The sequence below is a fragment of the Microseira sp. BLCC-F43 genome, from assembly GCF_041929235.1.
Lineage (GTDB): Bacteria > Cyanobacteriota > Cyanobacteriia > Cyanobacteriales > Aerosakkonemataceae > Microseira.
Genome location: NZ_JBHFNP010000234.1, coordinates 26,333 through 52,073 on the forward strand (window position 1 = coordinate 26,333; position 25,741 = coordinate 52,073).

The following is a 25,741-nucleotide window of genomic DNA, read 5'->3' on the forward strand; positions in this document are numbered from 1 at the left end:
TTTATAGGACATTAAGTGTAAGATGATGAATGTACCTTATAAGAGGCGTAAGCCTGAATCAGAAAACAGGTAAAACCCAATGAATACAAGCTTTATAGCCCTAAACGCGCCACCATCCACGGTTCCCAGCCTGGTCAAGATACCAGGGTTGGTTTCCCCAGGACGAATACTTGTCATCAGTATTCCCGCAGCCGTCAACACCACAATTTATACCTTGCACAACCTCGGTTTTGCGGATGTGAGCCAGTGGAGTCGTTTATTACCCGCACCCAATCATCCAGGTGAAGTAATGAGCATTTTGACGCGATATTGGGTTGTAAATAATTGATTAAGTGCGAAAGAAACCCGGTTTTTCGGAAAAACCGGGTTTCTGGAACTTACTGCTTATCAAGTACAAACTTTCCCGAATAAAATAAAGAGACGCTGTAGATATTAATTACAACCACAGGAAAGGCGATTAAATATGACTAGAGATCCAAGATATTACGATGTTATCGTATACGGGGATGAAGTTCCTGGCGTCTTCGCAGCCGTTTCTGCTGCGAGGGAATACCGTCGCAGAACAAAACAGTATCCGCGAGTTCTGCTCCTATCTAAAGGTAATTTACAGGCAGGAATTGGCGGTCATTTAGTCAGGGGAGGACTGGCGTATTTAGACCGCAGCCAAATTGAGAAATCGATTCGAGACGATCTGGGTTTACCTACCTTTGGCGATCCAGCAGCAATCTATAAAGAATTTTTGCAAAGAATCGGTGTGCTTGTTGTTGGTCTTGACCGGAGCAAAGCGAGTACAGTTTTGCGACAAATGCTGCAAGAAGCTGGAGTAGATATCCTCAGCTATGTTGAGATTGAATCGGTTGTCAAAGGCCAGCAAAATATCGTCAGTTTAATGACATCAAAGGGAAGATATTCTGGCAAGCAATTTATCGATGCGACGGTAAATGCCGAATTAGCCCAAGTGGCTGGCGCGAGAAAGTTAAAAGGATTTGAAACCTTTGGTCTTCCCGAATCAGAACTGGCTGTTAGCGTAGTATTTGAAACCCAAGGATTGAGCATTCAAAAGCTCAAGCAAATTGAATCTACCTATCTCAAACGCTTCACAAACTTGAACGATACAGAGGCGCAAAGTTTCCTGCTTGCTGCTACAGGAAATGACGAAGAGTTAGCCGAAAAACTGCGGCGCGATATGGTCGATACTGCTGGTAATATCAAAACCATGTATGCAGGAAGTGACTATATAGATGTCCGTTCTCCAGCTTTATCTGTAGCTTACCACTCGTTTAGAGGAATTAAATTATCTTTATTGGAAACGGGTGTAATGCTAGACAAAGCGAATATCGCAATTCTTCCTGGCGGTAGACTTTCTTGGAATGCACTTTTATTTACCGTTACAGGTTCGGAAGCGGAAGAATTAGCTAGAAAAGGTGCTAAACCAACTCCTAACATGCTAGTAGAAATGGGTTACATCGAAAAGTGGTTTAACAGTATTGGTGCTACCGTTACGGTTCCCTCTGAACTTTATATCAGACATGCTGGGAACATTAAGGATGTTGTACAACCTTTAACTGGTGCCGATATGCTGATGGGTGGCGTCCCTGCTAGAGAGGCGTTGGGAACGTTTGCTTATCAATTTGACGTGCGGGGAGGAATCAAAGATTTTGACAAGATCGCTTATGAAAAAGGGATTACAAATCTTAGTTTTACTCCGCCTATTTTTAATATAGGTATCCAGCACGCAATTGTGAGAACTATTCCTAATCTTGCCGTCGTTAGTCCAGCTTCTGGGTTTGTAGGTTTGGCAGCGTCTGCTGGTAGAATTGTGGAATTTAATGCTGGAGTAGCTCAAGGTTTGGGAATTGCGGCAATTATTGCGATTTTGGGTAATAAAAATTTGGCAGATGTATCGAATTTAGATGTGAGAAAAGTCCTGGTTGATACAAAACGATTGCCGAGGGTATTTGGGATTGCTAAACTTGCGGAAGCTTCGCGCATGGGTGCGATTGATACGCTGGGTGATGTGGCGATCGCATAACCCAAATCCTTTGTTCGTAGTAAGGACTTTAGTCCTCAGGCGTACAGCTTAAAGGGCTAAAGTCCTTACTACAAACAAGATTTGCTGTCATTTTCAGAGATGCTATAAATTGTCCCTTAAATAAGTTACCCAAACTAAGTTTCACTAAAAAAAGCGACTGGTAACACTATTTTAATAAGGCTTTGATTTAATTAAGCAGATAGGCAAAAAGAGCAAATATTTTTACCTATCTAAACTGGCAATAGAAGCTTAACAACTTTGCCATACTCCAGGGGGCATTAGAAATCGGTTTTTCTAAATTTTAAGGGAGAATAAAATGGCAAGTCCAACAACCGTAATCAAAGGTATCAGAGCTTATTTTGGCATCAGCGATTGTGGGCAACTCATGGGTCAACCAACAGAAGCAGGACTCAGTTCTGTTGAACCTGAAGGTATTTACGAACATCTAGCTATTGGTGTTCTGGAAGAAGGTTATACCCTGGCATACAAAATTGGCGATACCGATAACGTTAAATACGACGTATACGGGTCTATCAATGGTATCAAATGTATCAGCAGTCGCATTTGTCGAGATGATGACAACGAATTCGTCAAAATGACAGAAAGCGAAACCGATGATGGTTTGATGATGATTCGTCAAACCTTCATTGTTTCCAAAAATGAAACCCGCGTCACGATTCGCATGGAACTGATGAACTGTTCGAGAAAAGTCGATCTCGATGACTTCCTCGTCAAGCGATATGCGGACATCGATGTAGATACTGGCGGTAGCGCCGGATGGGCAGGTTTTCTGGCACGCTGGGATAAGAATCGGGATTCTGTTTTTACTTACAATTTAGACGGAGATGCGCCGAGAGGAAAACGCGCCCACGTTGTCAATATGGTAGCAATGCCTAGCGATTTGCCCTTGGATGGAACATTTGTCGGGCGACTCGGATCGCAACAATATGCTTTCCGGGATAACCCAGATCTTTTGGTAACGCCAACCGAACGAACCGATGCAGATGGTATTCTGCAATGGCGTGCGACCAAGTTCCGGGCGGGTGAAATGTTCCGCATTAATATGTATTATGATACCTTCCGGGCATTTGCGAAATAGTCGGGCAGTAAGGGTTGAGTGAGGAGAAATAATACCAATTTCCCTTGATTTTGCTACAGATCAAAAGCTAGGTAGGGGCGGGTTTTACCAATCATCTTGGGAAAAAAAACAATTTCTATAAACCCGCCCCTCCCCTTGTGTGGCGCATTCATGGGAAATACGGTATAAGCTGCGCGATCGCTCCTGAAAAACACTCGTCAAAGTTTTTTAGATTTGAGCGATCGCACCACCAATCCGCTTCAATACCCGCAACACATCGTACAACTCATTCCGCCGCCGATAAAGCGTAAATTTATCTGAAAATGCATACTGGGATTCGCCTTGTTTGACTAACTTGATGAACATAAAATCGCTGCCATTTGTGACCATGCCAAAAGTAGGTTTGTCAGACTGGGGATTAGTCATCATGTAAGTCAAAGCTTGGGGTATCGCAATATCCATATTGAAACTTGTCTGCTTCGACTCAACCACCAGCAGCCAAAATTCATCTTTAAACGCCAAAACATCAATGCGTCCCCGATAAATTTCGTCTCGATCATCGACGGCAATTTGTACCGTTATTTCGGAACGAATTTTAAAGGGTGAATCGTAAAAACCTGCGATTTCCAGCAACCGGGACAACACCAACAACTGAACAGCACCTTCAGCTAAAGGCCCTGTTTTCCTGTGGTAAAGGTATCTGTCTTTTATCCGAGCCAATATTTCTTGTTCTGGTTCATAAATTTCAGGTAAATTCTCGAACCATTCAGTAAAAAACTGGTCATCGCTGGCTTCTGTGAGGTTAAACTTTTCCTCAACTTGAGCCAGCGTGGTGATATTGTCCCCAATCGCAAGAGTTTTTACCATATTTTAAAATTCCACAGTTTGCGGCGCGCGCGGGAAGGGAATCACATCGCGAATATTTGCCATTCCTGTCATAAATTGCACCAACCTTTCAAAACCCAAACCAAATCCAGCGTGAGGAACTGTGCCGAAGCGACGCAAATCTAAATACCACCAATAATCAGCCGGATTTAAGCCTTGATCGTTAATCCGCCTTTCCAAGATATCTAAACGTTCTTCCCTCTGGGAACCGCCGATAATTTCGCCGATTTTGGGTGCTAAAATATCCATGGCGGCTACGGTTTTTTCATCGTCGTTTAGACGCATGTAGAAGGCTTTAATTTCTACTGGATAGTCGGTGACAATCGTTGGCTTTTTGAATAATTCTTCTGCCAAATATCGTTCGTGTTCCGACTGCAAATCTAAACCCCACTTGACGGGATATTCAAATTGTTTGTTGGATTTTTCTACCAGAGCGATCGCATCGGTATAAGTCACCCGTTCAAACTCGTTGTTGATGATATTATCTGCCGTCGCCAAAACCGAATTATCAATCCGCTGGTTGAAAAATTCCATATCTTCCGGGCAAGTTTCCATTACATGCTTGAAGATATATTTGAGGAATTCTTCTGCTAAATCCATATCCCCTATCAAGTCGCAGAAAGCCATTTCTGGTTCGATCATCCAAAATTCTGCCAAGTGACGGGAGGTGTTAGAATTTTCCGCGCGGAAAGTAGGGCCAAAAGTGTAGACATTACTAAACGCCATCGCCATCACTTCAGCTTCCAATTGTCCGCTGACGGTAAGATAAGCTTGTTTGCCGAAAAAGTCTTGGCTGTAATCGATTTGTTTTTTATCTTCCGTAAGGGGGATGTTATTTAAATTAAAGCTGGTGACGGTGAACATTTCTCCCGCCCCTTCGCAGTCGCTGGCGCTGATAATCGGGGTGTGAATCCACAAAAAACCGCGTTCTTGGAAGAATTGGTGGATCGCCCTGGCGCAGGCGTTGCGGACGCGGAAGACAGCGCCGAAAGTGTTGGTGCGCGATCGCAAGTGTCCAATATTTCGCAAAAATTCAAACGAGTGCCGTTTCTTCTGTAAAGGATAAGTTTCCGGATCGGCATCGCCGTATAACTGCATTGCTGTCGCCTTCAATTCGATCCGCTGTCCCTTCGCAGGGGACGCCACCAAAACGCCTTCAATTTCTATGGAAGCACCCGTATTCACCTGCTTGAGAATTTCGGCATAATTGGGCAAATCGGCATTCAGCACCACTTGCAAGTTCGCCATCGAGGAACCATCGTTTACCTCGACAAAGGCAAAATCTTTTAATTCTCGTTTGGTGCGTACCCAACCTTGAACTTTAACAGATTCATCGGGTTGACCAGTGCGGAGGATATCGGCAATACGTTGAGTTGTCATGAGGCAGTTAAAAGCAATGATTCATTCAGTATTATCGAAAAACGCAAGCTGAGGGCGATCCCATCTTACGCACAGACGGGGATCGCTGCCTGGGATCGATCCCGATTGCAACTTGCTCAGAGCAAGTAGCGATCCCCAGACTCGATCCTAGCCTGCACAAGACTTGAGCAACCAACCAATAGCGATCCCCATCCCGGCAAATCTGACTGCTTGCCAAAATGGCTCCCTCAAACTGCTGAAACTGAACAAACTGCTTTCCAGGCTGACTTCTAGCATTTCCAGCTGTTGTTTGAGAAGCTGCAACTCGGCGATCAGTTGCTGAGATCGTTCTCTACGCAAATCTTGGCGCACTTCTTCGTAGCGATGTTGCAGTTCTTTCTGACGCTGGCGATCCCGCTGTACTTGTGCGTAGCGTTCTTTTAAAGCTTGCAGGGATCGATCGACTTCTTCCAGACTGCGCCCAAACTCTTGTTCTTCCTCTTGCGTCTTGCGGGTGCCCGGATCCGATGGGGATCGATTTGACTGGGATGGTTCTTCAGGTGACTTCATTGTCGTTGCAGTAGAGTAAGGATATATGCGAACTTAGCCTTTCAGTATGCCTGAAACCACACAGCTTCCCAAAACCGATACCCTGAGTGAACTCAGCACTTTAGAACTCGCGCAAGTGCTAATGGATCGGCTCAAAATTACTCCCAACGACTGGCACCGATTAAAATCTAACCGCAAAGCCCGTGCCAGCGAGCAAGCCGCCGCCGCACTCGTCTTTTTGCTCAAAGATCAACCAGAAGAAGCACTTCCGCGGTTCCAGCAAGCCACAGGCTGGCTAGATCGGTCGATTTCCGCTCCCCCTTGCCCCACTCACGGTCATAAGTCAGCAGGCGAGTAGGCGAGATCTGTAGGGGCGGGTTTCATATCGCTTCCGTTTACATACTCACACTAAAACCGCAGGTGGGCAGGTGGGCAGGTGAGCAGCTTTTGCCAGATTGTTTGCACAATCTTTAATAATATGACTACCTAAACGGAAGTGATATCACCTATCGCCAATGTCCGCCGCCGACAATTGAACTAAACCCGCCCCCAAACGTCAGCAGGTTCTGTAGGGGCGGGTTTCACCTATCGCCAGTCCGGAGCCGACAATTGAACTAAACCCGCCCCCAAACGTCAACCAAGCTGCGGTGACGGACAATTGTGGTTAACAGCGAACCTGGGTAAAGTCAGGCGGCGTTTGACTTGCTTGCATAGGCTCAACTCGGTCCCTTGGGGGTTCCAATGAACCCGATCGAAGACTTTGTAGAGAATATACAACCCTCTACCGCATTCTGACTCTTCCTCTGGCAGGTGTTGATCGGGATCGACATTGCAACAACAGGCGGGTGAGAAGCCAGATCCTTGGTCTGAGATCACCCACCAGTAGCGATCTGCGACAGCCCAGAAGCGAACGACTACTGTTTTACTGGGATCTAAGTTATTGCCGTGTCTGGCAGCATTGACTAGAGCTTCCTGTAATCCCAATCTAATTTCTGCCCTCAAGGCGTCGGGAATTTCCGCCACCAGCAGATCGAGAATTGGGCAAAGGTAGAGGGTAGAGGCAAAGCTAATTGTGTTCCAAGTGCGCCCAGTTGGACGCGGTGAAATAGCTATCACTCCCAAGACCCCCTAGCTTTCAGGTGGACAGACTGAATAATCCGCACAGCTTCCATACCTGTATACTTTAATTAACCTTCGTTAGCAAGCTTCTTGTTTAGGGCTAATGGATTACCTTGCATGAATTATCGCCTACATTAAAAACTTTACTCACACCGCTCGTTACGGTCAATTACCTCGGTTGAACTCCATTAGCAGCTGTTTCCCCGGCAAGATTTTAACAATCTATGCCTCGGGTATATACCTATTATTATTGTAGCGAAATTCCATCGAAAAATCATTAAAAATGGGCATGGGTCATCGGGCGTCTCGAATCTATCTGAAGGCGGAATTGAGATAAATCTATACTGGGAGTAGCAGGGCAACTCTAAGTGAGGGCGCAGCAAATGGCTTTTAATCCCTCCATTATGAAAGCGGTGGAACATCTGGGCTACCGCGTTACCGTCGCTGACATTGCGGCACAAACTGGATTAGACCTCAATTCGGCGCAGCAAGGATTATTGGTGTTGGCATCCGATGCGGGGGGACATTTACAAGTCTCCCAGGCGGGAGAAATTGCCTACCAATTTCCGCGGAATTTCCGGGGAATCCTCCGCAGCAAGTTTTTGCGGTTGCAGTTGCAACAGTGGTGGGAGAAGATTTGGCGGGTCTTGTTCTACCTGATCCGCATATGCTTCGGGATCGCTTTACTGGTTTCTATTGTCCTGATTTTTGTAGCGATCGCTCTCATCCTAATTGCCGTCAACTCGACTCGAGACAGCGACGACTCTGGCGACTCTGGCGGCGGCATTGTCTTTCTGCCTAACTTCTGGTTTGGTCCAGATTGGTTTTGGATTTTCTATCCCGACTACGATAGCCCCAGGTATGACGACCGCCGTCGCGAAAAACCCCAGTTGAATTTCCTCTTGGCGGTTTTCTCGTTCCTATTTGGCGATGGTAACCCCAATGCCAACCTAGAAGCACGCCGCTGGCAAGAAATTGCTACGGTGATTCGCAACAACGGGGGCGCTGTCGTCGCCGAACAAATTGCACCCTATTTAGACAATCTCGGCTCTGGCTATGCTAAAGAGTACTCTGATTACATGCTGCCGGTCTTGAGTAGATTCAACGGCTATCCCGAAGTCAGTCTTGAAGGGCAGATCGTCTATCGCTTCCCAGAATTGCAGGTAACGGCGCGGACGCAAAAACCCCAGCCAGTGCAATCTTACCTCAAAGAATTGCCCTGGCGCTTCTCTCAAGCGACTTCAGGACAAATTATGCTTTCAGTCGGCTTGGGCGTGCTTAACTTTGTCGGTGCTTTAGTTTTGGGTAATCTATTAGCAGATGGCATCGTCGCGGCACAATTGGGTGGCTTCGTTGCCTTCGTGCAATCAATTTACTGGCTTTTACTCGGCTACGGCACGGCTTTCTTAGCTGTACCTTTAATTCGCTATTTCTGGATTGGGTGGCGCAATAGCAAAATTGCCAAACGCAACGACCAACGCCAGCAACGAGCGATGTTGCTCAATCAAGCCGACGCCGACTTGCAAAAGAAAATCGCCTACGCCCGCCAATTTGCTGCGGAAACGGTCATCAACCGCGAAGATCTAGCTTATACGACCGAAACTGACTTAATAGAGCAGGAACTGGAGCAATCTAAGCAAATTGATGCGGAATGGCAGCGACGTCTGAATCAGTCTGGGTCATAGGTCATGGGTCATCCTCACCGATGACCCACTTAGTTTTCGAGAATAACTTTAGGGCGCTTAAAAATCAAGAAGCCATATCCGTAACCGGGGGTATAGTTTACACCTACCAATTCCCAGCCTTGATCTCCTAATTGATTGGTGAACTCGTGCAAATTAGGTAGGGGTTTATCTCGCAACTCTTCGCCGTTGATACTTTGGGGACGGAAATCACCCGCAAAGTCGTTTAACCGCACAAAGCAGTACTCCCACTTTGGCAGGGCGATCGCAAGGGCAGTTGTAGTTTCGCTCATAGGGCAGGTCGCAGGTATTCGTGGGTCTTTGTTTCTAAATACACAATACCCACTACCCGCTACGAAGTTTGCAACGAAGCTATTTTTACCGGACTTTGATCTTGGCTAAATTCGCCCCCTGGTAATAGTGCTGCAAAATTTGCTGGTAGTTAGCGCCAGAACGCCCCATATTGTAAGCGCCCCACTGACTCAAACCGAGTCCGTGACCAAAACCGCGCCCGTCGATGCGAAATGCTGTGGGTGTCGAGGTTGACCCTTCGGGGGCGATGCTGAACCAAGTGCTTTTGAGTCCCAGAGTTTGGCGTAAAGCTGCCCCAGTCACCACCCGACTGCCGCTTGTGCCGACTACTTTCATACTCAATACGCGCCCAAACGGGGAGATGCGCTCTGGTAGCACTGATACCACATTACCCACCCCGGCGATGCGGCGACCCATTTCTTGAGGCGAAAATCTTTCTACCCACTGAAAATTCGGCGTTCCTTGGTCGAAGTCGGGCACCGCCCGCAGGTAGGGTCGAGGTTCTGACCAGACGTTTTCCACATTTTCTGTATGTCCGCCAGAGGAAGCGTGGAAAGCTGCCAGAATTAACCTGCCGTTGTGCGCCATTACTTGACCCGCCGTTGCATTTACGGGGGCGTACAGCGTTGGGGCTTCATCTTCGATGCCCTTGTAAACTTGCCAAGCGATCGTATTGCCCAAATCGTAAATCGTGTTGCCCCTGGTTTGGCGCTGGTACAGGGCGTAGGTACGGGCAGCAACGGCTTGAGCTTTGAGGGTTTCAGCAGGCCAACTGTGGTATACTTCTCCGCCCAACACGCTGTAGAGGTATTGTTCTAAATTCACATAGTTGACGGCGGTTAAGCCATTACTGGTGGGGACTACCAGGGTGCGGCCTCGATACCATTTATCGCCTATCCAAACATAGCCGCTATTCGTCGGTTCGATCCAAACCGCCCCCGAACGCCATCTATCGATAGCAACGCCACCACCGTTGTACGAGGCGTTGAACGAATTCATTCCCGCAATTTCTCCCAAGGGTCTACCCACCCCATCGCGGATGATGGCTTTGGTGGAACTGCCGACTTGGACTTGGTTGACGCCCTCTTTAATCGCGACGCGCAATTCCAACTCTGCCTTTGCGGGGGCGATCAATGCCATCCAGAACAGGAAAGCAATCGCTAGCTTTCCTCCTGTTCCCGGCATCGATTGCTGCCTTCTTGTGGATAAAAGCGAGAATAACAAACGTGCGGCTACCATCTTTTACCAAACCTCTGGAATGATGTTGAAGTTGTTCTGCAACCTTACTTTTCCTAGTTTAAACGGTTGACAAATAGGTTATGGTGTGTTATGGAGCAAGCGATCGCTATAACTCCAAAGGTAATTTTATATCGTTTCCGGTTGCAGATAAACGATCGCAACTGGTTGTAGGGGCACGGCAGCAGAAAACCTTCTCGTTAGCAACAAAGCTGATTGATGCCGTGCCCCTACCAGAATCTTGAATATTTTACCGTCCTGATGGTAGCGAGACTTCGATGCCCAGTTTGTTGCCCAGATCGATCGCATTGTTGGCAAAATCGGTCATGCCTGCGATCGCAATTCCGGTTGCAGTAGCGATTGCCAAAATTGCGGATAAGCGTTTCTTTAAGCGGGTTTTGTTGCGATCGCTTTCCGGTTTTTGGATTTCGGCTTCTACATCTTCAATATCGACAATTATTTCATCGCGCACGTCTGGGGGAAACTGGGCGGCGGTTTGACGCATTGATGAGATTAGTTATAAAAGTTCGGCTGTGTTGGCGTTATTGTTTTGGATAAATGAGTTATTGCTAATTTGGGAATTATCTTTAAGTTGACTGACGATAAAGCCATTGCCAGAAAGATTTGCACCTTGGAAGTTGTTGGTTTGGGAAGAGTCTTGAGTCATTTTGTTAGCACCGAGGTTGACGTGGTAAATAATTTGGTGAGGATTGGGAGGATCTACATAATTAGGTTTATCTATTCCAGAAATTCGTGGATTTTCCGCTTGGCGGGAATAGTCGGGGAAATCGTCCATTAAGCCCCGCACGTTGACCATTTGATAAGTTTTTTCGCATTCGACTTCGTAGCGGCGGTTGTCTAAACGGCGACGCAGCGCATCAAAATCATAGAGGTGAGGGTCTTGGCTACCTTTACATTGGGGACAATTGCAGGGGATGAATTCTTTGTATTTTAGGCGATTGTCGTAAGCGGCATGAATTTTCCAAGCTTCGTGGCGGATGCGGTCTAAAAGGGATTTTTTCTGATTGCCGGAAACTCGAATGCGGATTTCTCTTTGGTGGTAATTCTCGATGACTTCGGCTTTGGCGTAGTTGTCGGTGAAGATGACTCCTTCGCGCCAGACTAGATCCCCCCTAGCCCCCCTTATTAAGGGGGGGACTGGAGTTTCCGATTCAAAAGTCCCCCTTGGCAAAAGAGATTGAGAGGCGATGACTTCATCGCGCCAGACTAGATCCCCCCTAGCCCCCCTTAATAAGGGGGGGACCGGAGTTTCAGATTCAAAAGTCCCCCTTGGCAAGGGGGATTTAGGGGGATCGTCCACAGTCCCCCTTGGCAAGAGAGATGGAGAGGCATCTTCAAAAGTCCCCCTTGGCAAGGGGGATTTAGGGGGATCGTCCAAAGTCTCCCTTGGCAAGAGAGATGGAGAGGCATCTTCAAAAGTCCCCCTTGGCAAGGGGGATTTAGGGGGATCGTCCACAGTCTCACTGGGCAAGAGGGATTGAGAGGCATCTTCAAAAGTCCCCCTTGGCAAGGGGGATTTAGGGGGATCGTCATCCGGGCGGTAAATTAATGGGTGCATTTCTACGATTAGGCGGGTGATGATGCCTTTGGGCATAAATTCGTATTCGTAGCGCACAATCAGGTTATTGTTGTCGTCCCAGTCATATTTGGGCGGTTCTAGGGGGAGGCGTTGCGGGGCGATGTATTGTCCGGGTTGGCAGGGGATTTCGTAACAGAGTTTGAAGTTTTTCATCAACTGGAGTAACTCGTCGTGCAAGTCGTTGTATTCTCGGTCGCGCCAGATTTCGCTGAGGTTTTCTTGGGTGAAGTATCCACAGTTGGTAATGACTTGTTTGTTATCGGTGACTTTGTAGACGGCGTTGGTTGCCCATTCGGGACGCAGGATGACCAGGTGTTTGAGGATGGGGTCTTTTTGGAAGTGGAGGATAATGCCCAAGTCGTGCAGATATTTGCTCAAACTCAGCATGGCGGGTTTGTCTGACTTGTTGAAACCTTGGGCAGCGCAGATGTTGTAGAATTCCGAGACTTCGATGCGGGTTTTGCGTTGGGAGTAGTTTTCTAAGACGTGGCGGACGTTTGCCCAGCGTTTGGGGATGGGCGTACCAACGTGGTCGAGGGTGGTGATGCGGTTTTGCAGGGCGCGTTGGAGTGGTTCTAGTCCGCGATTGGTGGCGAGGTTGGTGGGGAGGGATTTTTCTAGGTTGGCAAAGTCACCGCGCAGTTGGGAAAGGTTGATTTCGCAGCGACGGTCTTGTTTTTCGTTCTGGATCAGGAAGACGGGACTGGCGTTGCTGAGGAGTTCGATTATATTTAGCCAGTAGCAGAGGTTGGGGTTTTCGCGGCGGTTATCGACCAGGAGGATATAAAGGGAACGTTCGGTGAGGAAGAATTAGTGTGTGGCATGGTAGATTTCTTGTCCGCCAAAGTCCCAGAGGTGGACGCGGAAAGGTTTGCCGTTGGGTTGTAGGAATTCCCAGCGCATCACATCGATGCCTTCGGTGGCGGGTTCTTGTTGTTTTAGTTCGTAGTCGGGGTTGAGGAGTTTGTTTGCTAGGGTGGTTTTTCCCGCTTCGCCTTCGCCGACAATCAAAAGTTTGGCTTCGTTGAGTTCTTCGGTAGCGTTGGGGTCGCGGGTTTGGAAGTAGAAGTCGAGAATGGTACGCAAATCGCCCGGATCTTTATAGAATTCCTTTTCACCCAGAATTTCGGGAGGAATTGGAATCGGATTACCCCGCAAGTCTAGTTTTTCCAGCTTTTCCATGCTGCGAATCCCATCCGGTATTTCTATTATCTGATTGCGACTGAGGTCAAGTCCTGTCAAATTGGATAATTTGGCGATCGCCTCCGGTATTTCTGTTATCTGATTGCGACTGAGGTCAAGTCCTGTCAAATTGGATAATTTGGCGATCGCTTCCGGTATTTCTGTTATCTGATTGCTAGCAAGGGAAAGTATTTTTAAGTTTGTTAATTGAAGCACTGCATCAGGAAACTCAGTTAGCTGATTCCCCACCCATTTGTATGTCTTTCGATCCAACTTCCCCAAAACCAGCGTCTCAAGCTGCGTACACTTGCCAATTTCTCCTGGCAACTCTTCCAAACCCAATCCTGCCAAATCCAGTTCTGTCCAGCCTTCATCCGCCGCCTGGTCGATTAACCGCAGCAACTCCTCTCGCGTCATGCTCTTTGTATCTCGGTGGTGTTGTGTCTATTGTGACAGAGGAAAACGGGTGATGGGAAAATAATTATCGTTTGTACTCTTGAACCACAAAAACCGGATGACTTAATCCAGGCTGATTCTGCTTTTTGATCCGAATTAAGCGATTGAGGAGGGAATCAACCTCCTGCAAATAGGCATGAAGAAAGGCAACTTGTCCCAGGTAATCTCGATCGTCTTTACAGACAATAATTCCTGCGTGGTAGTGACCGCCACGATGCAGCGCCACAAAATCATCGCGATTGAAAGTAATTACCGCCCGGTTTTGTTCAGTTGCAAAACGCAGAACTTCCCGATCGGGAATTCCTTTATTTGCTTGACCAGCATCATAGGAAGTTAAAACATCACAACCTAGATCCCGCAATCTCTCAACCATTGCGAGGGAGAAATTTTAGTTAGAATACAGCCTCACAGTTTCAATCTTCATCGGTTTGATGAGAAGCGATAACCCGATCTATCTCTTGGCGATAGCGATCGTAATAACTCCAAGCATTCTCTAGATCTTCACGAGACAAACCTGGAAAATTTCTCAGTAACTCAGCCTCATCAGCCCCTTGTTGGCGAAAAGAAACCAACGTCCACACAGGTATGCGGGTGTTGCGAATCCGCGCATTTCCTCCACATACTCCAGGAGTACTCTGAACGTTAATAATGGTCATGCTTTTTTTAACTCGGTGGTGATGTGTTTATTGTGACAAATATTTTGGGAATTGGTGTAGGGGAGCGATCGCGTATACTACGATGGAAAAAATCAGAGTCTCGCGATCGCATTTATCAAACGCATATGAATCCAGCCAAACTATTCGATCAAATCGCCCTTCTTAAACCCATTCCCACCGAGCAACTGAAGTTAATTGAAGCTGAATTCGTTAAATTTGATGCTTTACCGATTGGTCTAGTTGGAACGATTGTAGAAGTATATTCATCAGAGGATCAACTCTCCTATTTGATTGAGTTTTCTGACTCTGAAGGTTGTGAATATGCAATGGCAATCTTAAAAATAGAAGATTTTCTAGTCTTAGAGCACGAGTTAATTAATCCTTTCACAGAACTGGCGCTCGCTTGAGCCTTTTCGTCACCAACAACATTTCAAGCTGGAAAATTATAATAGCAAAGCAGTTAGGAGAAAAAAGCCAATGGTAACTAGCCTGAATGTGGATACGGCACTACTGCAAGAGGCACTCGAACTAACAGGTGAAACGGCACTAGAAACTTTAGTTGATATTGCATTGCGTGAATACATTCAGCATCGCAAACAGATGAAAAACTCAGAGCTTAGTTTTGGAGAATCCCTTTCTGCATTCCGAAAAAAATATCAACTCGATGAACTAGGTTTAAATCCCGATCGAAATTTGGGGAGAGCTGCGCGATCGCTGCTAAATTCGCAATCGATGAACTATTGCTAACAAATGGAACACCAGTATGTCAAAATGTCAATAGAGAGATTGAGGTTGAGCTAGCGCAGTGCAGATAACGTTTTTAGGCACAAGCTCCGGTGTACCGACGCGATCGCGGAATGTTTCCGCTGTCGGTTTGCGCCTACCCCAGCGGGCAGAATTTTGGCTGTTTGATTGCGGCGAAGGCACTCAGCATCAAATCCTCCGCAGCGACCTCAAAATTAGCCAGCTACGTCGCATTTTTATCACTCACCTGCATGGCGACCATATTTTTGGTTTGATGGGACTGTTGGCAAGCTATGGTTTAGCTGGCAATCCCAACCGTATCGATATTTACGGGCCACCAGGTCTAAACGAATACCTGCAAGCTTGTCAGCGCTATTCCTATACCCATCTTTCCTACCCGCTTAAGGTGTATACGGTTCGACCTGGGGTAGTTTACGAAGATGAGGAATATACGGTCATCTGCGGTAACCTAAAACACCGCGTCACCGCCTTCGGGTATCGCATCGTAGAAAAAGACCGACCCGGACGGTTTAATGTGGAAAAAGCCGCCCAGATGGGAATTCCTCCCGGCCCAATTTACGGTCAACTCAAACGCGGGGAAAAAGCCACTTTACCCGATGGTCGTACAATTAACGGCGCCGATCTATGCGGCGCAACGGAAATCGGTCGCAAAATTGCCTATTGTACCGACACGATCTATTGCGATGGTGCTGTAGATCTGGCGCAAGATGCGGATGTATTGATTCACGAAGCCACCTTTGCCCACCAAGATGCCGATCTTGCCTTCGAGAGGTTGCACTCGACTTCGACAATGGCGGCACAGGTGGCTTTGGCTGCGGGTGTCAAGCAGTTAATCATGACCCATTTTAGCCCGCGCTACGCCCCTGGAAACGACCTCCAGCTTGATGATTTGCTCAAAGAAGCCCGCGCTATTTTCCCCCATACTCAGATGGCTTATGACTTCTTCTCCCATGAAGTGCCGCGCCGCAGGATGAATGAGGAATGATAGTTTTACAGGACTGACGCACGAGGAGGCCAGAAACCGGGTTTATTTGCAGAGATACAGCGGATTGCAGCCGTATGAGGTACAGCGTTTTCGCTTCGTTTGTCAAGCGCGCAGCAAAAATGGCTGCGCGCTTGACAAACGAAGGTGTACCTCACTCGCTTGCAAGCCGCTATATAGTTCCAAAGCGACGATTTTTCGGAGCAACCCGGTTTCTTTGGATAGTTTCGGCTAACTCATCTTTAATTTGCTCAGTCGGTCGCGGATATCTTTGAGATGAGTTTGGGAGTCAACGGGCGCGCGCGGTAACGGTACGCTGGTGTTGGGCCAATCCGATAAGTCATTGCAGGGACAAACCAGAGGCGGCATCCCGGCACTCCGCATTGGTACGGGCATAGAACAACGGGCGCAAGGATTCAATTCCCATGCAGGTGTTAGCAATTGGGCAATTGTTTCGTTGGTTGCTTCTAGGTAACAGTCGCCAGAGTCGTGGGAGAGAATTTGCTGCCATACCGCTTCAAATTCCTCGCTATAGCGATCGCCAGAAATAACTGGTTGTGGTAGCAACGCCACTTGACCGCTCTTAATCAAAACTTTCTTGCCCAACTGAAACCAATAGGCAAGATATTGTCTAACCTGCTGTTGAGATGCCATCTTTTCCAATGATTTTGAGGTTTAAGTTGGAGTGAGTGAATCTCTTTCTTCAATCCTTGCGATCGATTAAGGATAAGTCATCGGTCATGGGGGAGAGGGAGAGGGAAGAGAATGAGGGAAACCGATCCCATTGCTCTATGGGGGAAATGCATCGTATTTTGGCAATAAATTTGGCTCTATTTCTTTCTGACTATAGTCTTTGGCTACAAAACAAGACAGAAGTTATAATATTCTAGTTTAGAATTTATCCCAAAAATGTACTTTTGGGGAATTGGATATAATAATTCATCAACGTCAATCTGGGTGAAGAAAACAGTTAAAATTCTGAAAAAATAGCTTTCAGATAGGCAATGAATTAAGAATTACCCCAAATACTGCTAATTGCTCAAGTTTGAACCGCTAAGATATATGCTAACCCTTGGTTGGAAATTTGAACCGACGATTACAAACTGTTGGGCGGTAGGGGAAAACCGATCTCGGTAAGGTTAAGTACGTAGCCGCCGGTAACCAGATAAACCGCATCGGACTTCGCACCAAGAAGGCGGACAAGAGTACCCAAGCGATCGCGGAACGTCCGACCAGCAGGATAAGCCGGAACCACTCCCCAACCCGTCTCCTCGGCGACTAAAATTGTATCGGACTTCGCAACGGCTAAACTGTCAAGTAACCGTCCCAGGGTTTTCTCCCAAGAGACATCTTCTTGCTCCAACAAGTTGGCGACCCAAGTTCCCAAGGAATCAACCAACAGGCAGGAGGATGGAGGAGATGCCAAAATAGTAGCAGCCAGATCGATTGGCTGTTGCACAGTCGTCCAATCAGCCGGACGCCTGCGTCGGTGTTGTTCAATGCGTTCAACCCACTCTCGATCCGTCGGGTCAACTGTAGCGGTTGCTACGTAGATGACCGACTTGCAGGTTTGCTTAGCTAGGGTTTCTGCCCATTCGCTTTTACCGGATCTGGCTGGGCCGGTAACTAAGATTAATCGACTTTTGGCTGCGGCTATTGGGTTCATTGTCCCACGAGAGAAGTTGACGCATAGAAATAATAACTGGAACAGGTTATGATTCCAGGCGCAAGAGGGTATCTTTATGAGACTGGAATTAAAACAAATTGAAGCGACGCTACAACAAATAGCCGCGCAAAACGCTGCCACTGGAGAACAGCCATCCGCGTCGCAAAAAGAGCAGACAAAAGAGCATCTGTCAAGTGCCGCAACGGGCAAGAGCGATGCCCAGGCGGCAAAAAAGGTACTGCGCGACCCCCTATCGGAATTAAAGCTGGGATCCCAGTCAGCGGTTGTACCCGCCCAAACCAAGTCGCCAGCGCTTCCCAAGCTCAAACAGCCTTCGTTTAGCAGTCACCGCCACGGGATTAACCCAAACCTGCCGATGACTTTGCTCAAAGAAATCGAAGCAACACTAGCAGGTTGGCAGGCAGAACTAAAGCAAATTTTGCAACAAATTCAAGCGGTTTATCAGGAAGGCCCGGTGATCGAAGGCTGGGTCGAGTCCGCAGAAGAAGGAAAACCCCAATCTGAAGCAGGGGTGAATGCTTCTCCCAACCCATTCTTCCGGGGTTATCGCCTCTGCGGGGTGGATGGGGATGGCAAGCTTTGGTCGCGTTCAATTACACCCCAGCAGCTACCAGAGGTGAGTTTAGGGATCGCCCGATATCAAAAACTAAAACAATTTTTGACTCGCAAGCAGGAGTTGGAACATCGGTTGAACGAACTAGCTGAAATGCTGATCTTAGTACAAGGGCATTTGCAAAAGCTATGAACGGGTCCCAGTTATCATTTTCCAGACTTTTGGGTGCATCTGCTGTGAATATTGCCGGATAGCCAACAGCGACCAATCCTGAGTTGGCAGCACGTACAAATGCTTACAAGATTCCTGCCTCCGTCGCAATGGCTTTGAAGATGTAGGTGAAGTACCCCAACCTGCTTCGCGCTCGGTTGGGGCTTCCAACATCGTTGAACTCAGGGACGGTCTTATTCGTCGAAAGGAGTTTCCCGCTTCATCCGTCGTTGCCACGTTGGGAATATCACAGGGATATTCGGAACCCAATCCGATGATGGTCTTACACGGCGTCCACAGGCAGAACCTCGCCTTCCGCAAGGTTATATCTTTACGACATGCTCACCTTAGATTTATGGCAGTAGCCGACCAGCAAGGGCAAGCATCTTCCCCGATCTCTGATGTTGCTGCGGTAAGAGTCATAACTCTACTTCGGAATCAACCTGTCTGTTCCATACAGTCGGGCGGGCGATCAACCATCTTTACGGTAGCATAGTGCCAGGACATTGTGTACACCAAAATGAAAGAAAAATCATTGCGATTTAGGTTGTCAGAAAATCGCTATAACAAGCTAAAGCTGTACGCAGCTCACAAAGAGAAAACAATGACTCATCTGATTGAAGACTGGATCGATCGACTACCGTCTGGCAAAGATGGCAACTACTCGGACACCCGCAAGGGGTGTACCTCGTAGTTGCCCCGGCTATCCATCCCCACCGCTCCCGTAGGGTGGGGAATTGGGCCCGACTACGTTAAGCTTTAATGGGTGCGTGTCCCTCACCAAGGTGTCTTTAACCCTTGCTAATCTCGATTTAAACCCTTCTTCTCACCGCCAAAATGACTTCCACACCCGCTAAAATTCCAGTGTCCGTCCTCATCCCCGCCAAAAACGAAGAAGCTAATTTGCCTGCGTGCTTAGAAAGTGTAGCAAGGGCAGATGAAGTATTTGTGGTCGATTCCCAAAGCAGCGATCGCTCGGTGGAAATATGCGAAAAGTACGGCGCTAACGTTGTCCAGTTTTACTTTAACGGTCGTTGGCCCAAGAAGAAAAACTGGTCTTTGGAAAACCTGCCTTTCCGCAACGAATGGGTTTTGATCGTCGATTGCGACGAACGCATTACCCCCGAACTGTGGGACGAAATCGCCGCGGCAATTCAAAATCCAGAGTACGATGGCTACTACCTCAACCGTCGCGTGTTCTTCCTCGGTAAGTGGATTCGTCACGGGGGTAGATATCCCGATTGGAACCTACGCCTGTTAAAACACCAAAAAGGTCGCTACGAAAACTTGGGGACAGAAGAAATTCGCAATACCGGCGACAACGAAGTCCACGAACACGTTGTTTTAAACGGCAAGGTGGGATATCTCAAAGAGGATATGCTCCATATCGATTTTCGGGATATCTTTGAATGGCTGGCGCGCCACAATCGCTATTCTAACTGGGAAGCTCGCGTTTACCAGAATATCCTTACCGGAAAGGGTGACTCGGGCACAATTGGTGCTAACCTCTTGGGAGATGCAGTCCAGCGCAAGCGCTTTCTGAAAAAAATGTGGGTGCGAATGCCTTTTAAACCCACTCTGCGGTTTATTATCAGTTATATTTTTCAACTCGGCTTTTTGGATGGAAAACCGGGATACATCTACGCCCGACTGCTGAGTCAATACGAATATCAAATCGGCGTGAAACTCTACGAGTTACAGCGTTTTGGCGGTCATTTAAACGTTTCCACCCCATCGGTTACCCCCGCTAAGGCATCGCCGTCTTCCGATTCTTCCTCTGCAAAGGATTCTACTGCCTATGACTCCGTCAGCTCCAGAACCAGCTGATGCGATTAAATCTTTTGTTCATCCACCAGAGCAAGCACCCGTTTTGGATGCCGAACCTTGGATCGATCTGCGAAAGTACGACCAATCGGGCTACGATCGCGGGCGTTCAGGATGGTATGTTTTGCTCTGGTGGTTCGTGCAAGCGATCGCTTTCCCCCTCACTCCCCACCAATTACACGCCCCCCGCTGCGCTTTGCTGCGCCTATTTGGAGCAAAAATTGGCAAGGGCGTCGTCATTCGTCCCACCGCCCGTTTTACCTATCCCTGGAAAGTCGAAATCGGCGATTACAGTTGGATCGGCGATGACGTGGTTTTTTATAGCCTCGATCGCATTCAGATTGGCAAGCACTGCGTGATTTCCCAAAAAAGCTACCTCTGTACCGGCAGTCACGACGCCTCTGACCCAGCTTTTGCCTTGAAAGTCGCTCCCATCGCCATCGGTAACGGCGCTTGGGTAGCAACCGATTGTTTTATTGGCCCCGGCGTGCAAATTGGCGCTAATACTGTTATAGGCGCGCGCAGCAGCGTTTTCCGCAGTTTACCCGCAGGACAGGTTTGCTGGGGAACTCCCTGCCGTCCCCAATCGCCAAGAAAGATCAGAACCGAAATTTGAGGGGTTTTCGCGTCAGGTGGCGTGGAAGGGGCAAACCCTGGGTGCGTGCTAACCTCAAATTTGGCGAAGGTATTCTCTAAAAAACCGGGTTTCTTGGCAGATAAAACCCATCAAAATTAATTTTGTAGATCCCTAGGGGCAGAGAATCTCTAGCATTAACATGTATTAAATTATACTAAATTTTCCCAGACCTTGGTATAACTTTTGTTGGTGGATTAGGACTTACGCAGCACGGGGGTAGAAACCCGGTTTATTCAAATATATTTAGTTGTTAAACGCAGGAATTTCCATATAAACCGGGTTTTTTGCTTAATTACTGTTGATTTTAACCAGGTTTTCCACTTTCAAAACTGGCTGATTGAACGCAGACTGTAAAATACCGCAAGCTGTCACGAAACGATGATCCGGCTTTGTGTTAGGTATATAAACTTATTAACAACAACCCTCGGTTTAATACTAGCAGGAAGCAAAAAAGGGGGGATTTCAGTAAGCCGTTATTTTTTGTAAACTATATAACAAGGATGTTTTTTCAGATCGGGAGCGTCCGATGGGGTTAAAACAGGTTGGCTTGCTCGATCAAGAGCAGCGTTGCCCGGTAATATTGCTGCTAGACAGATCCGCATCTATGGCATGGGCAACTCGAACGGGTAAAGTACCAATAGAAGAGTTAAATAAAGGGCTAGCTGTCTTTAAAAAGGCAGTACAAGCGGATGACATTCTGGCAATGCGGGTTGACGTTGCAATTGTTACATTCGGCCCGGTGGAATTATGCCAAAACTTTGTCACAATTGATCGGTTCACGCCGCCACAGCTTCAAGCAAGCGATGTGAGTCCTATGGGAGAAGCGATTGAGTTCGCTATAGACTTGGCAGAAAAGCAAAAAGCATTCTATCGCGAACAATTAATACCCTACTATCAGCCTTTGATATTCATGATTACAGACGGTCAACCTGGTTATGGATATACTGAAGGTGGTCAAGATGCTGCTTTGGAGAAAGCACTTTTAGTTTCGCAACGATTGAAGAGCTTGGACAATGGCAGAGGCAGTAAACCTAAACTTACCTTTTTCTCAATTGCAGTTCAGGGGGCAAATATGTCTATTTTAAGACAGATTACGCCTGCCAAACGTCCGGGTGAAATAATGGATAGGGTACAAAAGTTAAACGGTTTAAATTTTACCGAACTGTTTCAATGGATCGCTGAGTCGGTTGGACAAGCAGCTCGTCTGGGGACACAGGCAAGATTTACTCCCACATCTGCTTTAAGTTCAAACAGCTAGATTGCATTTGTATTTTATGGCATGGAAAGCAATAGCACGCTTTTGTACGGGAACTAAGCACCAAAAGCGCAATATTGAGTGTCAAGATTATGCAGCTTGGGAGCTTTTGAAAGATTATGCGATCGCTGGTGTAGTTTCTGACGGTGCTGGCTGTGCAAAATACGCTGCACAAGGTGCAGAAATAGCTGTCAAAACAGCAATTTCCAGTATAAAGCGATCGTTCGAGCAACTAAATCCCGTTTTAGTTGATGCCAGAAGTCTAGTTCGATACCGTCATCAACCCTTGCTTTTTGTCAGTAAACTGTGTCGTTGGTTTTTTTCCCTATTTGGATTCAAAAATCCCAAGAAAGTTCGATCTCTAGGAGAAATTAGCGACTCTAAAACTAGAGAAATTTTTAACTTAGCTTTAGAGCAAGTGAGGTTATCATTACAACAGCAAGCAGTCAAGCGACAGTGTTCGATTGATGAATTTGCTTGTACTTTGTTAGCTTTCATTGCCACCCCTGACTGGATAGCTGCCATGCAGATAGGAGATGGATTTATTGTTGTGCGACAACCTAATAATAATTATCAGCTTCTTTTTCAACCTCAAAAAGGGGAATTTATTAATGAAGTAGCAGTTTTCGTAACTTCAGATAATGTTAAAGCTGAGATGAAAGTGCAGACTTTTCCTGGAAAGCACAAGTTTATTTGTGTTTCCACAGATGGACTAGAGCTTGTTTCAATCCGCTTTCGAGATTTTCAACCTTACAAACCATTTTTTCAACCTTTTGAGGAATATATGGAAATTATTCCCGACCCAGAACAAGAAACTGATATCGAAGATTTCCTTAATTCAGAACAAGTAAACCGCCGTACTAATGACGATAAAACATTACTTTTATGCTTTTATGATGAAGAATCAAATGTTTAACGAACACCAAGTATTAACTTGTAGCGAAACAGGTGGGGCTGTTCGCTTAGTCAAACAGATTGAACGCGGTTTTGAGGGAGCGATTTGGGAAATAAGCCCAAATAGAGATTATGTGGCAAAACTTTACCATGAATTACCCTCTAGCTATCAATGTGAGAAGCTAAAAGCGATGGTGAGAAATCCACCCGATGACCCAACAAATGAAGAGAATCACGTTTCAATTGCTTGGCCTAAACGACTGCTTGAAGACGACGAGGGTAATACTGTAGGCTTTTTGATGCCATATATCAAGCCAAGCGTTACTATTCCGAGAATTTATAATCTTAGATATAGACAAAACAATTATCCTGGATTTAACTGGCGGTGCTTGCACGGGACAGCCCAAAATTTAGCATCGATTGTTTGGGCAATTCATAGCAAAGGTCACGTTCTGTGCGATATAAGCGATAAAAATTTGCTGGTAAATCCTACCAATGCTTATATTTCTATAATAGATACAGATTCGTTTCAGATTGTTGATGGCGATGCCAAAAAAATCTATCCAAGTTTAGTTTTAGGCACGCTAGAATATATGCCACCTGAATTGCAAAATCTTGAAGATACCGCATCAATAAATAAAACTGAAATACACGATCGCTTTTCCCTGGCAGTAATAATTCATAGATTGTTATTTGGTTATAATCCATTTCATGGTGGGTGGCCTTTCGATGATGATGAAGTCAGTTCGGTGGAAGAATATATCAGTAAAGGGTATTGGTTACATGGGAGAAATAATAACAAGCTAAGACATCCAAAAGATATAATTCCCATAGAAGTTGTCCACCCAGCAGTTCAGGATTGTTTTTATAGATGTTTTGATGATGGATATAAAGAACCTAGTTTGCGTCCGACGGCAAGGGATTGGTTTTTTGCTTTGGAAAAGGCGATCGCCGATTTGAAAACTTGCGACAAGGAACCAAATCATTTTTACAGTAATACCTACGGCAAGTGCTACTGGTGCGAGGATGTGTACGATCGTTTTCCATCGGTAAATCAAAGTATAAATCCAACTGCCGATGAGGTAACCATACCTACTAAGCTCGTTGTTGAAATTGTTGATACGCCTAAAGAAACAAAAAACTATTCACCGAAGTTTTACGAGATTAAAGCTCTCTCATGGACTTTATTGATAGCGCTTCCAGTAATTGCTCTGATATTTTGGCTATTAAGACCACAAGGTGTTCTTGACCCTTCTATAAAAACACCTCCAACAGTTAATGTAGAAACAAAAAGTCCTTGAGACATTCTAATATCGAATCCGGTTGCATCGTAATTATTAGCTTTCTTGGTAATTGGTAATAGGTAATTGGTAATTGCCCTGAGCGCTTTGAATAATTCCGATGCAACCGAACATGATATACAGCGGTTCCCGCTCCTATGCGGTACAATCAATCAACGATGAAATATCATAAGACATTGGTTCGCTAATGGCTGCTACTGTACCTCATAACAGCAGAAACCGCTGTAACTGTTAACTTTCACCGCACAAACCAACAAATCGACCATGCCACAACTTACCAGTTTCTGTTAATCCTTGGCAGCGAACTGTAATTTTCACCCCGCCGGGATTCATCTGATGGCGACGGGTAATTTCTGCCATATCTGCTTGCGAAAATCCGCTTCCCACTGCTCCGATTGTGACTAATTTACCGTTAATCTCTGGCGCTACTGCGATCGCGCCAAAGGGTCTGCCATCCGTTTTGGTGAAAGATAAACCTACAATGAACAAGTCTAATTCCAAGGCATATTTTGTCCTGACAATGGTCTGCTTGCGGATATCCTTATCACCGATATAAGTACAATTGTGTAACAGCCAAATTTCCCCTTCTCTGTCTTCAGATTGCTGTTTTGTAGCTAATGCTAGTTTTTCCTCTCTAGTCCTTGCAGTCGGCAAAACCTCAAACAACTCATGGGGTAAATATTGACCAATCTGTTCCCCAGCTTCTATCCTTTCAGCTTCTGTTGCAGTAGTCAGATCGCGCCCTGAATAATATAAAGCTTTGAAAATGGCGTAAACTGTTACAACCGGAGTATTTTCTGCTCCCGCAACCGCATTCGCAGTTGCTGCTTGGGGTGCTGTACGATGTTCGCTACCCGTGACGGAACGGTAATAGACTTCGCCATCTAAAACAAACGTTCCTAGTTGATTTGCTGCTTGGAGTAACGCCTGGTTAATTTCTGTCGTCGGTTTTCCCTTCGGTTTTGTTGAAGGCGATTGATAGTAAATTTTCTCTTTTGTCGCAACCATAACTCTTCTACTACCATCCCGTTTTGGCTGTCCCCAATAGTCAAGTGAGTCAATATAATAAGAACGATCCATTGATGCATCGACTGGCTGCATTGTGACCATGCTTCCTGGGTGCAAATGGGGTGGTAAATCAGCCACAAGAGTTGGTGCTTTCAGGTTTGTTGCAGATGCGGTCAAAGAAGCAGTTGCAGTTTTTGGGGAAACGCTTTTTGCTGACGATTGTTTGACTGGTTTTGTTGGCGTTTTTTCCCCTGTCTCTAATTCAAATGCCTTCTGCCAAAACCCTAGCGCTATTTCAGGATATCCTTCAGATTCAGCACATATCGCCAAGCTGACAACTTTGCTAACACCAATCCCACGACCATAGTTTTCCAGATACTCAACTGCTCCTGCAACCCCCATCAAATGCCAAGAGTTTTTCACAATACGGTTATTCCATCTTTCCTGAATTTCTGAAAGAATCCGCTGAGCAGCGTTTC

The 25,741-nt window shown here is 46.5% G+C and carries 28 protein-coding genes and 1 pseudogene; 15 read left to right on the forward strand and 14 right to left on the reverse strand.

All coding sequences use genetic code 11. The features are described 5' to 3' along the window. Positions 1-79: 79 nt before the first annotated feature. From ACE1CM_RS31265 to ACE1CM_RS31275, 3 genes are all read left to right on the forward strand, one after another. Complete coding sequence (locus ACE1CM_RS31265; RefSeq protein ID WP_374882768.1) at positions 80-328, forward strand: hypothetical protein; 249 nt, start codon at positions 80-82, stop codon at positions 326-328. A gap of 135 nt (positions 329-463) precedes the next feature. Beyond that, positions 464-2,032 (forward strand): FAD-dependent oxidoreductase, encoded by a 1,569-nt coding sequence (locus ACE1CM_RS31270; RefSeq protein WP_374882769.1) that lies wholly within the window; start codon positions 464-466, stop codon positions 2,030-2,032. A 316-nt stretch (positions 2,033-2,348) separates the two neighbouring features. Then, on the forward strand, positions 2,349-3,131 hold the full coding sequence (locus ACE1CM_RS31275; protein WP_374882770.1) for a hypothetical protein: 783 nt from the start codon (positions 2,349-2,351) through the stop codon (positions 3,129-3,131). Positions 3,132-3,338: 207 nt separating this feature from the next. Here ACE1CM_RS31275 and ACE1CM_RS31280 read toward each other — a convergent pair whose 3' ends face one another. The 3 genes from ACE1CM_RS31280 to ACE1CM_RS31290 all read right to left on the reverse strand — a co-directional run bounded on the left by ACE1CM_RS31280 (position 3,339) and on the right by ACE1CM_RS31290 (position 5,924). Then, a complete protein-coding gene (locus tag ACE1CM_RS31280; protein ID WP_374882771.1) occupies positions 3,339-3,977 on the reverse strand; it encodes a type I restriction endonuclease in 639 nt (212 codons plus the stop codon). A 3-nt stretch (positions 3,978-3,980) separates the two neighbouring features. Further along, positions 3,981-5,375 carry an asparagine--tRNA ligase gene (asnS, locus tag ACE1CM_RS31285; RefSeq protein ID WP_374882772.1) on the reverse strand — a complete coding sequence of 465 codons (1,395 nt, stop codon included), beginning with the start codon at positions 5,373-5,375 and terminating at the stop codon, positions 3,981-3,983. Positions 5,376-5,522: 147 nt separating this feature from the next. Continuing rightward, positions 5,523-5,924: a DUF2203 domain-containing protein gene (locus tag ACE1CM_RS31290; RefSeq protein ID WP_374882773.1), complete on the reverse strand. Its 402-nt coding sequence runs from the start codon at positions 5,922-5,924 to the stop codon at positions 5,523-5,525. Positions 5,925-5,970: 46 nt separating this feature from the next. Between ACE1CM_RS31290 and ACE1CM_RS31295 the strand changes: the two genes are divergently transcribed. Beyond that, on the forward strand, positions 5,971-6,261 hold the full coding sequence (locus ACE1CM_RS31295) for a DUF6439 family protein (RefSeq protein WP_374882774.1): 291 nt from the start codon (positions 5,971-5,973) through the stop codon (positions 6,259-6,261). Positions 6,262-6,536: 275 nt separating this feature from the next. Here the strand turns inward: ACE1CM_RS31295 and ACE1CM_RS31300 are convergent, their stop codons facing one another. Continuing rightward, positions 6,537-7,019, reverse strand: coding sequence for an ATP-binding protein (locus ACE1CM_RS31300; RefSeq protein ID WP_374882775.1), 483 nt, complete (start codon positions 7,017-7,019; stop codon positions 6,537-6,539). 386 nt (positions 7,020-7,405) lie between these two features. Between ACE1CM_RS31300 and ACE1CM_RS31305 the strand changes: the two genes are divergently transcribed. Next, positions 7,406-8,707, forward strand: a complete 1,302-nt coding sequence (locus ACE1CM_RS31305; RefSeq protein WP_374882776.1) for a hypothetical protein — start codon at positions 7,406-7,408, stop codon at positions 8,705-8,707. A gap of 29 nt (positions 8,708-8,736) precedes the next feature. Here ACE1CM_RS31305 and ACE1CM_RS31310 read toward each other — a convergent pair whose 3' ends face one another. Together ACE1CM_RS31310 and ACE1CM_RS31315 are read right to left on the reverse strand one after the other, a co-directional pair. Beyond that, positions 8,737-8,997: a DUF4177 domain-containing protein gene (locus tag ACE1CM_RS31310; RefSeq protein ID WP_226593663.1), complete on the reverse strand. Its 261-nt coding sequence runs from the start codon at positions 8,995-8,997 to the stop codon at positions 8,737-8,739. An 85-nt stretch (positions 8,998-9,082) separates the two neighbouring features. Further along, the gene (locus ACE1CM_RS31315; RefSeq protein WP_374882777.1) at positions 9,083-10,255 is read right to left on the reverse strand and encodes a SpoIID/LytB domain-containing protein; all 1,173 of its coding nucleotides are present in this window, start codon (positions 10,253-10,255) and stop codon (positions 9,083-9,085) included. Between the two features lie 80 nt (positions 10,256-10,335). On the opposite strand from ACE1CM_RS31315, the gene ACE1CM_RS31320 reads away from it, so the two are divergent. Continuing rightward, on the forward strand, positions 10,336-10,497 hold the full coding sequence (locus ACE1CM_RS31320; RefSeq protein WP_374882778.1) for a hypothetical protein: 162 nt from the start codon (positions 10,336-10,338) through the stop codon (positions 10,495-10,497). A 5-nt stretch (positions 10,498-10,502) separates the two neighbouring features. On the opposite strand, the gene ACE1CM_RS31325 is transcribed toward ACE1CM_RS31320, so the two are convergent. The 5 genes and pseudogenes from ACE1CM_RS31325 to ACE1CM_RS31345 all read right to left on the reverse strand — a co-directional run bounded on the left by ACE1CM_RS31325 (position 10,503) and on the right by ACE1CM_RS31345 (position 14,146). Further along, positions 10,503-10,757, reverse strand: a complete 255-nt coding sequence (locus ACE1CM_RS31325) for a hypothetical protein (protein ID WP_374882779.1) — start codon at positions 10,755-10,757, stop codon at positions 10,503-10,505. Between the two features lie 12 nt (positions 10,758-10,769). Continuing rightward, entirely contained in the window at positions 10,770-12,635 is a 1,866-nt protein-coding gene (locus tag ACE1CM_RS31330) for a COR domain-containing protein (RefSeq protein ID WP_374882863.1), read from the reverse strand. Positions 12,636-12,662: 27 nt separating this feature from the next. Beyond that, positions 12,663-13,451 carry a leucine-rich repeat domain-containing protein gene (locus tag ACE1CM_RS31335; protein WP_374882780.1) on the reverse strand — a complete coding sequence of 263 codons (789 nt, stop codon included), beginning with the start codon at positions 13,449-13,451 and terminating at the stop codon, positions 12,663-12,665. 64 nt (positions 13,452-13,515) lie between these two features. Beyond that, positions 13,516-13,866 (reverse strand): annotated as a pseudogene (locus tag ACE1CM_RS31340) (DUF5615 family PIN-like protein); the annotation flags it as partial. Positions 13,867-13,903: 37 nt separating this feature from the next. Further along, positions 13,904-14,146 carry a DUF433 domain-containing protein gene (locus tag ACE1CM_RS31345; protein WP_374882781.1) on the reverse strand — a complete coding sequence of 81 codons (243 nt, stop codon included), beginning with the start codon at positions 14,144-14,146 and terminating at the stop codon, positions 13,904-13,906. Between the two features lie 32 nt (positions 14,147-14,178). On the opposite strand from ACE1CM_RS31345, the gene ACE1CM_RS31350 reads away from it, so the two are divergent. From ACE1CM_RS31350 to ACE1CM_RS31360, 3 genes are all read left to right on the forward strand, one after another. Then, a complete protein-coding gene (locus ACE1CM_RS31350; protein WP_374882782.1) occupies positions 14,179-14,553 on the forward strand; it encodes a DUF4926 domain-containing protein in 375 nt (124 codons plus the stop codon). Between the two features lie 70 nt (positions 14,554-14,623). Continuing rightward, complete coding sequence (locus tag ACE1CM_RS31355) at positions 14,624-14,893, forward strand: type II toxin-antitoxin system VapB family antitoxin (protein WP_374882783.1); 270 nt, start codon at positions 14,624-14,626, stop codon at positions 14,891-14,893. Between the two features lie 58 nt (positions 14,894-14,951). Next, positions 14,952-15,896, forward strand: coding sequence for a ribonuclease Z (locus tag ACE1CM_RS31360; RefSeq protein WP_374882784.1), 945 nt, complete (start codon positions 14,952-14,954; stop codon positions 15,894-15,896). Between the two features lie 228 nt (positions 15,897-16,124). On the opposite strand, the gene ACE1CM_RS31365 is transcribed toward ACE1CM_RS31360, so the two are convergent. Continuing rightward, entirely contained in the window at positions 16,125-16,547 is a 423-nt protein-coding gene (locus ACE1CM_RS31365) for a hypothetical protein (protein WP_374882785.1), read from the reverse strand. Between the two features lie 442 nt (positions 16,548-16,989). After that, entirely contained in the window at positions 16,990-17,559 is a 570-nt protein-coding gene (gene cobU, locus ACE1CM_RS31370) for a bifunctional adenosylcobinamide kinase/adenosylcobinamide-phosphate guanylyltransferase (protein WP_374882786.1), read from the reverse strand. Between the two features lie 76 nt (positions 17,560-17,635). Between cobU and ACE1CM_RS31375 the strand changes: the two genes are divergently transcribed. The 6 genes from ACE1CM_RS31375 (at position 17,636) to ACE1CM_RS31400 (ending at position 24,254) form a co-directional block, all read left to right on the forward strand. Next, positions 17,636-18,325, forward strand: a complete 690-nt coding sequence (locus tag ACE1CM_RS31375; RefSeq protein WP_374882788.1) for a hypothetical protein — start codon at positions 17,636-17,638, stop codon at positions 18,323-18,325. Between the two features lie 855 nt (positions 18,326-19,180). Further along, on the forward strand, positions 19,181-20,170 hold the full coding sequence (locus ACE1CM_RS31380; protein ID WP_374882789.1) for a glycosyltransferase family 2 protein: 990 nt from the start codon (positions 19,181-19,183) through the stop codon (positions 20,168-20,170). After that, on the forward strand, positions 20,142-20,783 hold the full coding sequence (hpsU, locus tag ACE1CM_RS31385) for a hormogonium polysaccharide biosynthesis acetyltransferase HpsU (RefSeq protein ID WP_374882790.1): 642 nt from the start codon (positions 20,142-20,144) through the stop codon (positions 20,781-20,783). Before ACE1CM_RS31380 ends, hpsU begins: the two co-directional genes overlap by 29 nt. 547 nt (positions 20,784-21,330) lie before the next feature. Beyond that, positions 21,331-22,062, forward strand: a complete 732-nt coding sequence (locus ACE1CM_RS31390; RefSeq protein ID WP_374882791.1) for a hypothetical protein — start codon at positions 21,331-21,333, stop codon at positions 22,060-22,062. Positions 22,063-22,078: 16 nt separating this feature from the next. After that, a complete protein-coding gene (locus tag ACE1CM_RS31395) occupies positions 22,079-22,975 on the forward strand; it encodes a PP2C family serine/threonine-protein phosphatase (protein ID WP_374882792.1) in 897 nt (298 codons plus the stop codon). Continuing rightward, positions 22,923-24,254: a helix-hairpin-helix domain-containing protein gene (locus ACE1CM_RS31400; protein WP_374882793.1), complete on the forward strand. Its 1,332-nt coding sequence runs from the start codon at positions 22,923-22,925 to the stop codon at positions 24,252-24,254. Before ACE1CM_RS31395 ends, ACE1CM_RS31400 begins: the two co-directional genes overlap by 53 nt. Before the next feature lie 231 nt (positions 24,255-24,485). On the opposite strand, the gene ACE1CM_RS31405 is transcribed toward ACE1CM_RS31400, so the two are convergent. After that, positions 24,486-25,685 carry an ATP-dependent DNA ligase gene (locus ACE1CM_RS31405; protein WP_374882794.1) on the reverse strand — a complete coding sequence of 400 codons (1,200 nt, stop codon included), beginning with the start codon at positions 25,683-25,685 and terminating at the stop codon, positions 24,486-24,488. Positions 25,686-25,741: the final 56 nt, after the last annotated feature.

Excerpts from the sequence above, each read along its gene's own strand:
- ACE1CM_RS31365 (WP_374882785.1), bottom strand. The coding sequence starts at position 16,547 with ATGGCATCTCAACAGCAGGTTAGACAATATCTTGCCTATTGGTTTCAG.
- ACE1CM_RS31335 (WP_374882780.1), bottom strand. The coding sequence starts at position 13,451 with ATGACGCGAGAGGAGTTGCTGCGGTTAATCGACCAGGCGGCGGATGAA.
- ACE1CM_RS31355 (WP_374882783.1), top strand. The coding sequence starts at position 14,624 with ATGGTAACTAGCCTGAATGTGGATACGGCACTACTGCAAGAGGCACTC.
- ACE1CM_RS31295 (WP_374882774.1), top strand. The coding sequence starts at position 5,971 with ATGCCTGAAACCACACAGCTTCCCAAAACCGATACCCTGAGTGAACTC.
- ACE1CM_RS31275 (WP_374882770.1), top strand. The coding sequence starts at position 2,349 with ATGGCAAGTCCAACAACCGTAATCAAAGGTATCAGAGCTTATTTTGGC.
- ACE1CM_RS31375 (WP_374882788.1), top strand. The coding sequence starts at position 17,636 with ATGAGACTGGAATTAAAACAAATTGAAGCGACGCTACAACAAATAGCC.
- ACE1CM_RS31400 (WP_374882793.1), top strand. The coding sequence starts at position 22,923 with ATGACGATAAAACATTACTTTTATGCTTTTATGATGAAGAATCAAATG.
- ACE1CM_RS31270 (WP_374882769.1), top strand. The coding sequence starts at position 464 with ATGACTAGAGATCCAAGATATTACGATGTTATCGTATACGGGGATGAA.
- ACE1CM_RS31310 (WP_226593663.1), bottom strand. The coding sequence starts at position 8,997 with ATGAGCGAAACTACAACTGCCCTTGCGATCGCCCTGCCAAAGTGGGAG.
- cobU (WP_374882786.1), bottom strand. The coding sequence starts at position 17,559 with ATGAACCCAATAGCCGCAGCCAAAAGTCGATTAATCTTAGTTACCGGC.
- ACE1CM_RS31395 (WP_374882792.1), top strand. The coding sequence starts at position 22,079 with ATGGCATGGAAAGCAATAGCACGCTTTTGTACGGGAACTAAGCACCAA.
- ACE1CM_RS31280 (WP_374882771.1), bottom strand. The coding sequence starts at position 3,977 with ATGGTAAAAACTCTTGCGATTGGGGACAATATCACCACGCTGGCTCAA.
- asnS (WP_374882772.1), bottom strand. The coding sequence starts at position 5,375 with ATGACAACTCAACGTATTGCCGATATCCTCCGCACTGGTCAACCCGAT.
- ACE1CM_RS31305 (WP_374882776.1), top strand. The coding sequence starts at position 7,406 with ATGGCTTTTAATCCCTCCATTATGAAAGCGGTGGAACATCTGGGCTAC.
- hpsU (WP_374882790.1), top strand. The coding sequence starts at position 20,142 with ATGACTCCGTCAGCTCCAGAACCAGCTGATGCGATTAAATCTTTTGTT.
- ACE1CM_RS31390 (WP_374882791.1), top strand. The coding sequence starts at position 21,331 with ATGGGGTTAAAACAGGTTGGCTTGCTCGATCAAGAGCAGCGTTGCCCG.
- ACE1CM_RS31325 (WP_374882779.1), bottom strand. The coding sequence starts at position 10,757 with ATGCGTCAAACCGCCGCCCAGTTTCCCCCAGACGTGCGCGATGAAATA.
- ACE1CM_RS31380 (WP_374882789.1), top strand. The coding sequence starts at position 19,181 with ATGACTTCCACACCCGCTAAAATTCCAGTGTCCGTCCTCATCCCCGCC.
- ACE1CM_RS31290 (WP_374882773.1), bottom strand. The coding sequence starts at position 5,924 with ATGAAGTCACCTGAAGAACCATCCCAGTCAAATCGATCCCCATCGGAT.
- ACE1CM_RS31320 (WP_374882778.1), top strand. The coding sequence starts at position 10,336 with ATGGTGTGTTATGGAGCAAGCGATCGCTATAACTCCAAAGGTAATTTT.
- ACE1CM_RS31345 (WP_374882781.1), bottom strand. The coding sequence starts at position 14,146 with ATGACCATTATTAACGTTCAGAGTACTCCTGGAGTATGTGGAGGAAAT.
- ACE1CM_RS31265 (WP_374882768.1), top strand. The coding sequence starts at position 80 with ATGAATACAAGCTTTATAGCCCTAAACGCGCCACCATCCACGGTTCCC.
- ACE1CM_RS31315 (WP_374882777.1), bottom strand. The coding sequence starts at position 10,255 with ATGGTAGCCGCACGTTTGTTATTCTCGCTTTTATCCACAAGAAGGCAG.